The following is a 13,697-nucleotide window of genomic DNA, read 5'->3' on the forward strand; positions in this document are numbered from 1 at the left end:
CAATGCGGATTACATAATATCTCTAATTACATTCTAATACACTACCAAAGCGGCTGTCAAATATAGCGATACAGGTTTGTAACATCTTCTTTATGGATTGTTTCCTGAACGTCAAGAACCTCTACGCTTACATCTTTGTTACCAAAATTGATAGTTATCTTATCTCCCACCTTGACGTCAACGGATGCCTTGGCAGGTTTACCGTTTATCTGAACTCTCCCTGCATCACAGGCTTCGTTGGCTACAGTGCGTCTTTTTATTAGTCTTGTTACTTTTAAGTATTTATCCAGTCTCATTTAATTTTCTCCTGATGCCTCACTCGCAGCATCGCTGGCTTCTTCTGATTCATTTGTTGTCTTTCCTGTACCGGAAGAATCAATCTGCGAGCTGTCAATATTCTCTTTTGATGTCTCATTTATAGTATTTGTGTCTTCTGTTGAGCTCACATTGGTCGCTTCTTCTGTAGCCTTACTTGTACTTTCAGAAGACTGTCCCGATGTCGTGCCGGAAGTCGCCCCGGAAGAACTGCTGCCGGTTGACCCCGAGGTACTTGATGAGCTACTTGAAGAACTGCCTGAGCTTCCCGATGAAGAGCTGCTTGAGGCTGAACTACTTGATGAGCTACTGCTTGATGAACTACTACTTGATGAACTGCTTGATGCAGAGCTTGAAGAACTGCTTGAGGAGCTTGCCGCACTGGACGCACTCGATGCACTACTTGAAGAGCTGCTGCTATCTTTCTTTTTCACAAGGTCTGAGAAGCTGTACGATACGTTATCTTCCGCCTTGTCTATCTTTATTCTGTAGCTTATGGTTTCATAACCACTTCTTTTAAGTATTACTTCGTGATTTCCGGAAACCTTCTGAACTCTTGTCGGTATTGCCCCAATATAATAGCCATCAAAATACAGCTCTGCATCCACAGGCTTATCAAAATAAATATAATACCCGCTTATGACTTTGTTTTCAGACTCGCTTGAACTGTTACTGCTTACTGTTGATGCCTTGGATGCTGATGCGCTCTTAGATGTAAGCGCACTGGCATCAGCATTTTTTACAGCAAGACTTGCCTTAGCTGTGCTGTTATTTACTGTGGCATTATTTACAGATAAACTCCTTGCTGATGAATCATCTTCAGAGTCTTTCTCAAGCTCTATACTTACTACTGATTTGGCGGTTCCGACCTTAAGATATCTGTTTTGCGTTATGTACCCTTCAGCCATAATCTTCAGATTATGATATCCGTATTGAACGCTCTGCGGTGTTCCTACAAGAACCTTTTTTCCATCTACAAATACTTCAGCTGAAGCAGGAGTAATCTCAAAAGTCACAAGTCCCTCCTTGGGCTTTGAGATTGTAATATCACTGGTATCTACAACAGTTTCCTGATTTCTTGATATGCTGACTTCAGACTGATAATTGGCACCATTACCAATAATCTGTAAGTTGTATTCTCCCTCAGGGGCGCTAAGGAGCATATTGGGAGATATCTTGTGAATAACCTCGTTATCAAGTTCAATCCATGCTCCAACCAGACTCTGCTCTTCAACAACGTCAGATGAAAGGCTTACGTAACCATGTCCCCCGGTAACGATAACACTATATATATCCCGGCCTATACCGGAAACCTTGATCTTATCTGTAGAAAGAATATTTTCGGCAATAGCAAGCTCACCGTCAGCCATAACAAGTGTTTTATCATTAATTCTGTATATCTCGTCCTTAATTCTGGCAGTTCCGTCATTTCTCACAAGTTCATGATCTTTGGTACTGTCTATTACCCATGCTTCTTTGGATACGTTAAGGGTTGTGATGTGCTTGGTGCTTTTCAGAAATGTCACATCAACGATTTCGCCAACCTCCAGCATTTGCGCTGATAAAACAGTACCTTTGGCATCATACATCATGCTGGTATTATCATAATCAAGGGTATAGGTCTTTCCCGTTGCATGATTTCTGAATCGAATCTTCTTTTTATCTGTATCTATCGCCCTTATAGCAGCGGTATCTGCAGAATCATATTTACCTACCAGTGATACTGTAACTTTGTTTGAAGTTATTGCAAGTGCATCGGTGGATGACGACAACATAATTGCAGTTGCCATACATATAGCTGTTACAATTCTGATTGCACATCTAAAGTTTCTCATGATCTACCCCTCACTTAATCTGATCCTTCAAGAAAACTTCTTAGGCGCTCCGGCTCTAATAAATAGTCTTTGCTGTTGTGCCCGGGATCATCAAGTACATCCTCAAGCATTGCTTTTAATACTCTTCCGATTTCTTTTCCCTGGGACACCCCTGCCCCCATAAGGTCTTTCCCGTTAACAGCAAGATCTTTTATTGTTACTGCTTCTTTCTTTTCTATTATTTCCTGGTATAAATTAAAAGTATCATCAATGAGTTTTAGCTTCTCATCTCTGGCAAATTGGCTCTGTGCCAAAGTATCGGCATATCTGACTTCTATGTACAGCGGAAAATCATTGCCAATTCTGTTCATGGCTCTCCGCACGTTCCTTGGCGTTGCCGGAAATCTGTCATCATGGTATCTGATAAGATTGCATGCCCTGTCCATGGTATCTCTGTCAAATTTAAGCCGTTTAAATATATTCCCTGCGATGTCCTCGCTGACTTTTGCATGACCATAAAAATGACATATTCCATCATTGTCTATACTTATTGTATCAGCTTTTCCCATGTCATGCATCAGCATAGTAAGTCTAAGCAATTTGTCGGCACGTATATTCTGAACCGATTTCACTATGTGCTCACCGACATTGTACATATGATGCGGATTATTTTGCGGAGTATCCATGCATTTATCAAACTCCGGCATAATAACTTTCGTAATGCCAAGCTCATAGGCTGTCATAAGCTTTTCAGGATGATCCGATAAAAGAAGCTTAACAAGCTCTGTCTGTATTCTCTCAGCACTTATTTTGTTAAGTGTTTCTGCAAGCTCAGTTATTGCCTCTCTGGTTTCATTCTCGATTCTGTAATCAAGCTGTGCCGAAAATCTTACAGCTCTCATTATCCTAAGCGCATCTTCCGAAAATCTTTCCTTGGGATTACCGACACATCTGATGACACGTTCCTTTATATCCTCAAGTCCTCCAAAACGATCGATCAGTCCCTCCTCTTCGTTGTAGGCCATGGCGTTTATTGTAAAATCACGCCTCTTCATATCCTCGGTCAGACTTTTTGTAAAAGTAACTTCGCTTGGATGTCTGGAATCTTCGTATTTGCCATCTATCCTGTAGGTTGTGACCTCATAGCCTTCTTTATCCACCATCACAGTGACAGTTCCGTGTTCAATTCCTGTATCTATCGTCCGTTTAAAAAGCTTTTTTGTATCCTCAGGAAGGGCATTGGTAGTGATATCCCAATCTCCGGGAACTCTTCCCAAAATACTGTCTCTGACACATCCTCCAACAGCATATGCCTCATATCCGGCTCTGTGGAGTCTGTCCAATATCATTTTTACATTATCCGGTAATTTAATCTTCATACCTTCATAATAGCTTAATATGGCTAAAAAGTGTATACTTGTCTTATAGTTGCGAGGACAAAAAATGAAATACAAATATGAACGTAATATATTTGTTGCCCTGGTCTTTGCCGTATTGTTTGGTGTGCTCATTCTCCTTGGTTCATTCTCAAAGATTGCAGCTCCATTCAAGGCACCAATTATTGCTCTTGATAATAATTGGCAAATTTCCCTAAATGGCAACACATTTGATTCACATAATCCCCAAAGCACAAAAATCGGTGTAATTAACGAAGGCGACGTTGTTGATATGATAACAACCCTGCCTGACCTTTCGGATTATACCGCCCCTTGTATCGCTTTTTACGCAATTCACTCAATTATTGAAGTGTATGTAGACGATGAACTCATCTATTCCTTCGGGAAGGATGCTTATGAATCCGGTCAGACAGTGCCTAAGCTCCACCCTGCAGTTGCTTTAAAAAGAGAATACAGCGGCAAAACCATCAAAATAACTCTGATAGGAAGCAAAGCTTCAGCATTCTCCGGTCTTTCAGATTTTTTTGTCGGTGAAAGAAGCGATGTTTTTATTGCCGGAATTTTTGTCAGAAGATTTAGCCTTTTATCAGGAATTTTCCTTATTTCATTAGGCTTTCTTTTAATTATTCTTTCACCTTACCTTCTATTTTATCACAACAATGATTTCAGGCTTTTCTTTAGTGGATTTATATCACTTATGCTTGGATTTTATATAATGTCCTACTACGGTCTGATAAATATACTTATAGGTAAGCCAGGTATAAATACCATTTGCGAATATGTATCACTTTACAATATTCCGACATGCATTCTGGGATATCTGATGTCTGTTTTTTCCGGTAAAAAGAAAAAACTCTTTCTTGGCATGTTCACACTTAACATGGTTTTATTTTTTATTGCCATAATTCTGCATTTTACTCAGATTGTCCGCTTTACGGATTTTACAATGACTTTGCATGTTATAGCGGCCATCGAAAGCAGTATCGCAATGTTTATGATCAGCAAAAGGCTTATCGGCAAGAAAGTCTCTTCAGATAAAAAAATGCTTCTTTCAGATACGATTTTCCTTTTGGGACTGTCAATTTTTATGATTGCAGCTCTTGTGGACATAATTATTTACAACTATAACAAGTATTATTCGGCAAAAGGAGAAACTAATTCTGAAATAACCCTGACAACAATCGGCGCACTGATCTTTGTATCCTGCCTGCTTATAAGCTATCTTTACTATAATATATACAGCAGTAACTTCGATACACTCCAAAGTCATATCGTTAATCTTGCTTACACCGATGCTCTGACAGGACTTGCCAACAGAGCCCGCTGTGAGCAGGTTATGGCCATGTTGTCTGAAGACCGCGGAACATATACCATTGTCAGTCTGGATCTTAACAGGTTAAAACAGGTAAATGATTCTCTGGGACATCATGAAGGCGATCGTCTCATAGTAGGATTTGCTACTATTTTATCTGAATGTTTTTGGGACGCTAACCTGATCGGCCGAATGGGTGGTGATGAGTTTATAGTGGTAATGACTGATGAGCATGCGCTAAACTGCACCAAAAGAATACATGAGCTGTACAATATAATTACTGAATGGAACAGCAAAGAGCAGGCCTTTCAATACAGCACTTCTTATGGTTATGCCTATAGCTATGAAGTACCTAACGGTCTTGCCAATGAGGTATATATGCTCGCCGATTCCAGAATGTATGAGATGAAAAAAGAACATAGAAATAATGCCGGAAAGGAGACTGAAAATGCGTAAGTTATTGTCTTTTCTGGGATTATCGGGTGTAATACTAATACTTATAACAACATTTTCACTGCACTTTTTTAAATTTACTCCCCACTACCGTACAGAAACTCTTGAAAATGGCTGGGTGGTTACATATAGAGATCAACGCTATATCAATACTAATCTTGAGCACCTAAGTGATCAGATTGGCTATACTTTTTCCAGAGGTGATATAATAACGCTTAGTCTTAACAAACCTCTCCCGGATTTAGAGTGCGACTATCCTTTTCTTTTCTTTAAAACGCAGTTTTGCGCCTACGAATTATATCTTGATGATGTGCTTGTTGATTCTTGTGATCTTGAAGCTCTCGACAACAACGGATTTGTCGGAACCGGATATAACATGGTTCCTTTGGGAGATGACTATGTCGGCAAAAAAATCTCCATCAAACTTTATGTCACAGAGAACAATACCAAAGCAGATATTTTAAGCCCTGTAATAGGAAATTTTGATGATCTGGTAAGAAAACTTATCTACAGCGCAATTTTCCCTCTGTTCACAGGTGTTTTTCTTATTCTCTTTGGACAGGTGTTTTTGGTAATATCGCTGACATTCTATCTCAGGACCTCCGGTGTTAAGGTTCAGATTATCAGCTCGTTTATAAGTGTACTTTTGGGATTGTGGATTGTTACTGCTTTCGACGTATCGATTTTTATCATTAATAAATCTATATCCTCTTTGATTTCTTATTCGTCGATATACTTGATAATTCCTTGTATATACTTACTGCTTAATGAGCTGCATAAAAGACAGGATAACACAATATTAAAAATCATGGGCTTTTCATCATTTGCCTTCTCTGTTTTGTTTATTTTGCTTCATATCCTTAATATTGTTCATATAAACCACTTTTTATATCCGTATTATGCTTTATCATTTGCAGGAATACTCATCTTTTTCTTCTATGTTTTTCGGGATGTTCAAAACCGGAAAATAAATGCTTCGGTCAGCATAATAATGCTTGGTCTTTTTGTTCTTAGCCTTTGTCTGATACTTTATGCAGGAATTGCGCTATCGATGCGCTTTGTAGACTACAGACAAAGCTTTATTGCAACTGTTTCTATTCCTACCGGTGCAATATTTTTCGTTATAACGCAGTTACTTAACTACTTTATTTTTATGACCCGTTCTTTTGCCCAGAGAAAAGAATATGCTTCTCTTTCCCAGATAGCTTTTGAAGACAGTCTCACAGGCTTGTTTAACAGGGTAAAAAGTGATGAAAAGCTTGCTGAACTTGATAAAACCGAGAACGATTTCTGCCTGATAAGTCTTGATCTAAATGGCTTAAAAGAAGTCAATGACAATGCCGGTCATCCCGCCGGTGACAGATTATTAAAATCTTTTGCTGCAACGCTTTTGGAAACATTTAAGGACATCGGAATATGCTATCGCATAGGCGGTGACGAATTTCTGGTAGTTACCGAAAATACCGATAGTGATACTCTAAATTCACTTCTTAAACTGCTTGATAAAAAATTGCTTGATCTTGACGAGGAAGATCCTGAAATAAACCACAGTGTTTCCTATGGATATGCATTCCGCACCGAGACATCCGAAAAAGATGCCCATGCAGTATTTATGCTGGCAGATAAAAGAATGTATGACTATAAGCGTAAGCACTATGCCAAAATGATGGCAAGATAAAAGAGAAGCCGGCTCAATTTCCGGCTTCTCTTTTTATACTGGCAATAAGTAAATCTGCTTTTTCAATTATTGACTTATATGTATCTGCATCTATATCTTTTACCCAGCTGTTCTTATTGGAAAGACTAATTGGGGTTCCGTCTACAAGACTTATTGTATTGTATTCGCCATAAGTTGCTGCGGGCTCATCCTTGGTGATTCCTCCCCATCCGGAGAAACGCTCAGGAGCAATCGCATCATCCATCTTACAATCAAGGAATACCGATTTTGCTTCTTCTCTCCAGGGGCGCCCCAAAAATACAGACGCTTTATCACAGCCATCCTCGCCTTTTACAACGCAATTTCTAAAAACAAATCCAAGATTATCCTTGCTTCCGCAGGCTGCTGTTATATAGCCGTTTACAAATCTCTCGCTGTCATCCTCATCATGAGGCTGAAGTTTTCTGTTATTGCACTGTATAAAGCAGTCATCAAATACCGCATCTGCTCCGCCAAAAATAAAGTCTACATCACCGTATATCTCACAGTTTTTGTAATACTGCTTTGTCATTTTTCTGGGAGTAAGCACCCTTGGTCCCATAAATCCGTTTTTTTGCCTCTCGGTTAACGGAAGCGGCGCACAAAAAAGTGTATCCTGATATCCTGTCATCTTAACTTTCTCAAATATACACTCCTCCGCATCCGCATATACTGCAAGTGCCTGACCGTGAGTTCTTCCGTCACCGACAGTATTTTTTATGGTCATATTTTTTACGACAACTCTTTTTCCGCCAAAGAAAGCTGTTGCTGTGCGGAAAGTTCCGCGTTTTGTGCCATCCTCCATTTCATCAAAAGCGCCATCATTATACTCTAGTATTGTTTTGTCGATTCCCTCGCCTATGAAAGTAATGTTGCTCTTTTCACAAAATATTTTTTCGCAAAAAACACCTTCTCCTATACGGATTACGGTATCTTCTTCATATGGAGCAGCCTGAATGGCCTCATTAATTGTGGAATAATCTCCATCCTGCTTTTTTACACTTATTTCAAGCATATGTAGTCCCCTGTTCTTGTTTATGCCAATTTTATTTTACTATAACTCACTTGGAAAATTCTTCAAGTATTTCCTGATGAAAACAATGTTCTCCATCCCTTATATCATGGACAATTTCATTTTCTTTTCCATATAACTCATATGCTTTTTTTATGATGTCAATCTGCTCATAAACATTTAAAAGCCCCCTTGGACCATTTAAATGATCATCCCTGCAGGATTGGATAAAAAGCTTTCTGGGTGCTATAAGCGATGCTATATCCCCCATGTCAAAATGCTCCCACAAGTGCGGAATATAGTTGCAGTTACAATTTCCATTAAGCGTAAGAAGTGAATCTTTATACCCGTACATATATCCGCTTATCAGAACTTTTTTTATCCTGTCATCCATTGCAGCCGCCCAGAGCGCCTGCATCCCGCCTCCTGAAAATCCCAGGCATCCCAGAGTATCCGTATTCCATCCTTCCCGGCTTCCACGGTCAATCATATAATCTATAAGCCGCATGGCATCCCATGTGCACATTCCGCACACAGTTTCCCCAAGCCCTTCTGCCATATGAGCCAAATGAAAACAGGTACTGTTAAGAAAAGATGACTCGCTGTCGTCTCTAAGAGCTTCATCTCTTCTCTCGCCAAATCCTCTGCAATCAGGGCACGCTACCACAAAACCTTTTTTGGCAAGTGAAAGTCCGTAGTCATAATTAAATCTCTCAATCGCTTCTTTTACTGCCGGTATATCTGTGCAACCTGCTACGCTGTATTTTCCTGCTCCCATATGTCCGGGAAGTGCAATATAACACTCCGGATGTTCTACTTCCTCCGGAATAAGTAAAAAAACTGTCATAAATATTCCGGGTTCAACCTGCAAAATAAGATGCTCTCTTGTAATAACGGATGCATTAAAAGAGGCAGGTAACTGCACCTTCTCGTCAATGCACGGACTAAGATCACACTTTTCCATAACATTTAATCCGAGAAGGTCAGTCAACGTCTTGCGGCTTTCGCTTTTCCATTTAATGAAATCTTCTATACTGCTGCCGCAAAACGCATCCTGCCTCGCGCGCTCATCAAAGCGCTTCTGCATCGCCTCCAAGCATCCATAATATTTTTTGATATGTAATGTTTTAGCAATGCTTTCCATTTTTATTTCTCAACCTTTAATTATTCAAAGCTTTTAGATAACGATCATACTGCTGCTGACGGATACTTACAAGTTCAGGAAGATTAAGTGCTTCAAGTCCGGAAATATATCCGTCAAATTCTGTAGCAATATCTTTTGTACCTGTTATAAACGCTGTAGAATTCTCATCAACATTTGTCTGGATATCTTCCAGATACATATTGATTGTATCACTTTCATCGGAAGTTGCATAAATCATCGGCCAAGGATCAACAACATACTGACGCATATCAGCGTTAATCTCTGCATGCCAGTCAGCTACAAGAATATCTGTTGCTTCTACAGACTGCTGTGCCGGGAAAACAAATGAAGGATTGATACCAAACTGCTGTAACCAGTCATTATCTTTACCCTGTTCTGTGTATTCTCTTGAACCGTCTGCGTTTACTACATAGCTCTCGCCTTCAATACCCCACTGATAGTAGTCCTGACAATGCTCGCTCATTGAGTAATCAAGGAATTTACATGCAAGCTCAATCTGGCTTGACTTGGAGCTTACACCAAACATACCTGAAAGGAAGTTTCTTCCTACATAGAAGCCTTCATGTTCTCCTGAAAGTGGCTTAACTCCTACAAATGCTGTAGCTGCAGTTCCATCATAATATGGAAGAACATTTGAATACATCATTGACATAGCCCAGCTATAGTCGAATGCAACACCTGTAAGATCATTTGAAATTCTCTCAATAACCTTGTCTCTGTCAAGAGAAGTGAACTCAACTTCAAGAAGGCCTTCTGTGTAAAGGCTGTTCAGGAACTCCAGATACTTGCGGTAATTTTCTGAATCTGCTGCCGCATATGTAACTGTTCCATTTTCATCAGCCTGGAATCCGCTTACAAGATCAAGTCCGAATGCCGGTCCGAACATATATGGAAGGAATTCGCTCATAACTGACATAGGGATTTCATCAGATGCATCTCCATTTCCATTCATATCGTTCTCTTTGAAATATCTTAAGAGTTCTACGAATTCATCAAGTGTTTCGGGAGCTTTTTTACCTGCTTTATCAAGCCATACCTGATTGAACATAAGCACCGGCTGATAGTCGTGAGCTACATTTACGCCTGCAACATAATAAATATGACCATCTTCAGCAGTAAGCTCAGCCTTCTGAACAGGGTTTTCATTTAACCACTTAGTAAAGTTAGGCATATACTCGAAGTACTCATCAAGCGGAACAAACATTCCTGATTTGATGTAAACCTGATTGGGATCATTATCAGGAATCTTAACAATATCAGCATCGATATTGCCTGCTGAAAGCATAAGTGTGATTGCTTCTGCATAGCTGTTGTAATCAAGAAGCTGCCAGTTTGGTTCAACTCCTGCTTCCTCGAATACTTTCTGTACAATAGGTGCCTGTGTGATATCTACGTTAGAATAGTTAGATGTCTGAGCGAGAATTTTTATCGTTCCGCCATCTTCAGAAATCGGTCCTTCTCCTGTGTAACTGAATCCGCTTTCTTCTACCTTTGTTGATGCGTTTTCAATTGCAGCATCAACTGTCTCTGTTTTGTTCTCCCCTGTTGATACCTCTTGTTGTGTGTCAGCACTGCTGCCACATCCTGTGTCTACACTATGATTTGAGCACTGATTTTCCTGATGTACACTACTATTTGAGGACACATTTTCGTCGCTCTTTTTACTCTTCGGACCAAACTTTGTTTTAGCATGATCGAAGCTATCCTTGAATCCGGTTTTGTATATAAAAGTGACCTTATAGGGATCTGCATTTCCGTCATCGTCGTACCCTCCGACAATGACTTTTTCAACAATACTTTCAAAAACCGCTCTATCAAATTCTTCAAGAACCTGATTCTGAGTAAGAGTCTTTCTGAAGCCTTCTATTCTCTTGCGAAGACTATCGTCTCCCTGTACCTGCTTTTCATAGTATTCAAGCTGAGACTGTGCTTCTGCATATTTAACCTCATATTCAGCATCCATTGACATATAGGTTTCTTTATCTATCCCGTCATCAACATATTTATCAAGAAGTTTTTTTCTTTTTTCTTTGTATTGCTTGACCTCTTTCTTAGCCTTCTGATAGTTCTTCTCGTTGGCATCATCTCCAAGAGTCTTCTCTATCCTACTCAGAAACTCATTCATTACTTCCTGATTATCTGAACACAAAAGTCTATATGATTCTATAAACGCTTCCTCTATGACCTGCTCCGGAATACCCTTGGAATCGGGACATAGCTTTTTGCCACCCTTCGTAGATGTAACACATTGCCAAATAGTCTTTTTATACTTGGATGAGCTGTGCCATTTTCTTCTTGTGAGATGACCACCGCAAAAACCACATTCTATAAGAGAGCTAAACGCAAACATTCTACTGTACTTTTCTCTCTTGCCAATCTCAACATGGTGCTGTCTTCCACCGTTACGTCTTTCTCTCAGAGCCTGCGCTTTTTCAAACGTCTCATGTGAGATAATTGGCTCATGATGATTTTTTATAAAAAAGCGATCTTCCTCTCCAAGATTATCAAGCCTTCTCTTAGTTATAGGATCAACAGTAAATGTCTTTCCTAACAGAATGTCACCTGTATACTTTTCATTATTGATAACCCCCATGACGCTTGAAGATGTCCAAGGATTACCCCGTATAGTCATGATGCCTTGCTCATTAAGCTCTCTGGCAATCATCGTGCTTCCGGCTCCTGCCACATATCTTTCAAACATATATCTGACAGTTTCGGCTTCCTTTTCATCTACCGATATCGTTTTGGTCTCTATATCATACTTATAGCCAAGGCAGCCCTGAAATCCTACAAGCTCACCCCGCTTCATCTTCATCTTAAGACCCTTTTTTACATATGCAGAAGTGTTCTCTACTTCCTGCTGTGCCACAGAACTTAGAATGGTAAGAAGGAATTCGCCATCCTTGATAGTGTTAATCTTCTCAACCTCAAAATAAATAGCAACATTCTTTGTTCGGAGCTGCCTCACATACTTTAGGGTATCCAGTGTGTTCCTTGCAAACCTCGAAAGACTCTTTGCAATAACCATGTCGATCTTACCAGCCATGCAGTCTGCTATAAGCCTTTGGAAGTTCTCTCTCGTCTCTGCTTTGGTTCCGGTAGAAGCCTTGTCAGCATATACTTCAACAAATTTCCAATCGGGATTCTTCTTTATTAAATCGGTATAATACTTAACCATAGAGTCATAACTCTTGATCTGCTCTTCATCCGCAGTACTTACTCGACAATACGCAGCTACTCTGAGGCGGTCTTTTCTGCCTACCGCCGCAGAATTGTCAAAGTTTGTCTTTGCTTTTATAACTTCAACTTCCATATCCACCTCTCATTTTTGTATCACTATCGTAATGTACTACGTCAAATATAAAATAATACGGTAGATAAGTCAAGTTTTAAGATCAGATATTACGCCATAATCTCGCATAAGCACCGCTAATATTCTTTTATATTCCCTATCATCAATCAGGTGTTTGATAAGGAGCTGTTTTAGCATGGACAGTTGAATGCTATAACGTAATAGCTTCTTATTATCTATAGCGACCACCTCCACTTCTCATCTCTTCATTAATTAATATCTGCAGGCAAAAGCCTGTCTGCTTCACAGATAAGCTTTTGCCCACAGACATTCAAAAAAATCCTGCAAGTAGTTACCAGGTTCGTAACCCACATTGGCGTTGCACCACCTTCGCTAATTGGTTTCCCTTGGGAAAATGTATCATTATCACTGGAAGTATCATCGCCACGGCAGCCCTTACTGCCGTTAGCCAGAACAGATAACGCTCGCCGAAAAACACGGGTCATCGCATAGTCCACTTAGCAAGCTCCACATTCCATACGTCTTGCAGGATCAACGATATTCAGTTTTCAAAGTTCGATACCACCGCTTAGGTGGTAATTCTTACATCAGACTTGTCAGTCCGAAAAGCCTATAAGAGACACCGTGCCTGCTAAAACACCAAACTCTTATGGACTTTATGAGAGTGACAAATACAAAAGCGTAAGAATGTCAGAAAGCCCTGTTCACTTGTTAATATTTCAGTCTGAATTTAGGAATAATCCTTATCAGACTGATTAAGACCTCCTGCTTGCAATCCTTCAGAGTCTCCTCTGAAAGCCCCGGTGCTACACTCCTCAATATCGACTCCACCTGTGGACTCAGACATTCAAGTATACATCCCATAGCGACCATGTTCCCGCTCCGGGCAGAGACTATCATGTCGTAGTCAATCTTTATTTTTCCTGCCATGCTTCTTTGCCCTCGCTTTCGCTTTTTTAAGTCCCTGATACTTATACGCTTTTGCCCTGTCTGGAGAGATTCCGAGAAGCTCACCTATCTGGGCATAGTCATAATCAAAAGCCTCATGAAGTATCAATGCCTGCGCTTCCCTTTCCGTGAGTCCCGTTAGCAGTATTCTTATCAAATCGTCATTGATTCGGATCCTCATATTTGTGATCTCAAGCTCAATGCCATCCTCAAAGCTATGTTCGTCCTCCGCTGTCATAAACTCTCCGAAGCGCTTCTCATCCAATGCCTCC

General features: G+C 40.1%; 12 protein-coding genes. 2 read left to right on the top strand and 10 right to left on the bottom strand.

Annotated elements, in window-relative coordinates; genetic code table 11:
- Positions 1-56: 56 nt before the first annotated feature.
- Genes J6O61_RS14820 through J6O61_RS14830 form a run of 3 tightly spaced genes read right to left on the bottom strand, consistent with a single transcriptional unit; the run spans position 57 to position 3,508 of the window.
- Positions 57-296: an RNA-binding S4 domain-containing protein gene (locus J6O61_RS14820; protein ID WP_022772257.1), complete on the bottom strand. Its 240-nt coding sequence runs from the start codon at positions 294-296 to the stop codon at positions 57-59.
- Positions 297-2,150, bottom strand: coding sequence for a PEGA domain-containing protein (locus J6O61_RS14825; RefSeq protein WP_292214792.1), 1,854 nt, complete (start codon positions 2,148-2,150; stop codon positions 297-299).
- Between the two features lie 14 nt (positions 2,151-2,164).
- Complete coding sequence (locus J6O61_RS14830) at positions 2,165-3,508, bottom strand: CCA tRNA nucleotidyltransferase (protein WP_292214794.1); 1,344 nt, start codon at positions 3,506-3,508, stop codon at positions 2,165-2,167.
- Between the two features lie 64 nt (positions 3,509-3,572).
- Between J6O61_RS14830 and J6O61_RS14835 the strand changes: the two genes are divergently transcribed.
- Together J6O61_RS14835 and J6O61_RS14840 are read left to right on the top strand one after the other, a co-directional pair.
- Complete coding sequence (locus J6O61_RS14835; protein WP_292214796.1) at positions 3,573-5,294, top strand: GGDEF domain-containing protein; 1,722 nt, start codon at positions 3,573-3,575, stop codon at positions 5,292-5,294.
- On the top strand, positions 5,287-6,969 hold the full coding sequence (locus J6O61_RS14840) for a GGDEF domain-containing protein (protein WP_292214798.1): 1,683 nt from the start codon (positions 5,287-5,289) through the stop codon (positions 6,967-6,969). Before J6O61_RS14835 ends, J6O61_RS14840 begins: the two co-directional genes overlap by 8 nt.
- Positions 6,970-6,982: 13 nt before the next feature.
- Here J6O61_RS14840 and J6O61_RS14845 read toward each other — a convergent pair whose 3' ends face one another.
- The 7 genes from J6O61_RS14845 to J6O61_RS14875 all read right to left on the bottom strand — a co-directional run.
- Positions 6,983-8,002, bottom strand: coding sequence for a pectinesterase family protein (locus tag J6O61_RS14845; RefSeq protein WP_292214800.1), 1,020 nt, complete (start codon positions 8,000-8,002; stop codon positions 6,983-6,985).
- 46 nt (positions 8,003-8,048) lie between these two features.
- The gene (locus J6O61_RS14850) at positions 8,049-9,086 is read right to left on the bottom strand and encodes an alpha/beta hydrolase family protein (protein WP_292214802.1); all 1,038 of its coding nucleotides are present in this window, start codon (positions 9,084-9,086) and stop codon (positions 8,049-8,051) included.
- A gap of 73 nt (positions 9,087-9,159) precedes the next feature.
- Positions 9,160-12,477 carry an extracellular solute-binding protein gene (locus J6O61_RS19765; RefSeq protein ID WP_330613794.1) on the bottom strand — a complete coding sequence of 1,106 codons (3,318 nt, stop codon included), beginning with the start codon at positions 12,475-12,477 and terminating at the stop codon, positions 9,160-9,162.
- A 69-nt stretch (positions 12,478-12,546) separates the two neighbouring features.
- Entirely contained in the window at positions 12,547-12,711 is a 165-nt protein-coding gene (locus tag J6O61_RS14865; protein WP_330613795.1) for an SHOCT domain-containing protein, read from the bottom strand.
- 14 nt (positions 12,712-12,725) lie between these two features.
- A complete protein-coding gene (locus tag J6O61_RS14870) occupies positions 12,726-12,974 on the bottom strand; it encodes a hypothetical protein (RefSeq protein ID WP_292214804.1) in 249 nt (82 codons plus the stop codon).
- A gap of 214 nt (positions 12,975-13,188) precedes the next feature.
- On the bottom strand, positions 13,189-13,407 hold the full coding sequence (locus J6O61_RS19770; protein WP_442861709.1) for a helix-turn-helix domain-containing protein: 219 nt from the start codon (positions 13,405-13,407) through the stop codon (positions 13,189-13,191).
- Positions 13,385-13,697: sigma-70 region 4 domain-containing protein (locus tag J6O61_RS14875; RefSeq protein WP_292214806.1), on the bottom strand; the 313-nt coding region annotated here is incomplete at its 5' end. The genes J6O61_RS19770 and J6O61_RS14875, both read right to left, overlap by 23 nt.

This window comes from Butyrivibrio sp., assembly GCF_017635265.1.
GTDB lineage: Bacteria > Bacillota > Clostridia > Lachnospirales > Lachnospiraceae > Butyrivibrio.

Excerpts from the sequence above, each read along its gene's own strand:
- J6O61_RS14845 (WP_292214800.1), bottom strand. The coding sequence starts at position 8,002 with ATGCTTGAAATAAGTGTAAAAAAGCAGGATGGAGATTATTCCACAATT.
- J6O61_RS19770 (WP_442861709.1), bottom strand. The coding sequence starts at position 13,407 with ATGGCAGGAAAAATAAAGATTGACTACGACATGATAGTCTCTGCCCGG.
- J6O61_RS19765 (WP_330613794.1), bottom strand. The coding sequence starts at position 12,477 with ATGGAAGTTGAAGTTATAAAAGCAAAGACAAACTTTGACAATTCTGCG.
- J6O61_RS14820 (WP_022772257.1), bottom strand. The coding sequence starts at position 296 with ATGAGACTGGATAAATACTTAAAAGTAACAAGACTAATAAAAAGACGC.
- J6O61_RS14835 (WP_292214796.1), top strand. The coding sequence starts at position 3,573 with ATGAAATACAAATATGAACGTAATATATTTGTTGCCCTGGTCTTTGCC.
- J6O61_RS14825 (WP_292214792.1), bottom strand. The coding sequence starts at position 2,150 with ATGAGAAACTTTAGATGTGCAATCAGAATTGTAACAGCTATATGTATG.
- J6O61_RS14840 (WP_292214798.1), top strand. The coding sequence starts at position 5,287 with ATGCGTAAGTTATTGTCTTTTCTGGGATTATCGGGTGTAATACTAATA.
- J6O61_RS14830 (WP_292214794.1), bottom strand. The coding sequence starts at position 3,508 with ATGAAGATTAAATTACCGGATAATGTAAAAATGATATTGGACAGACTC.
- J6O61_RS14850 (WP_292214802.1), bottom strand. The coding sequence starts at position 9,086 with ATGCAGAAGCGCTTTGATGAGCGCGCGAGGCAGGATGCGTTTTGCGGC.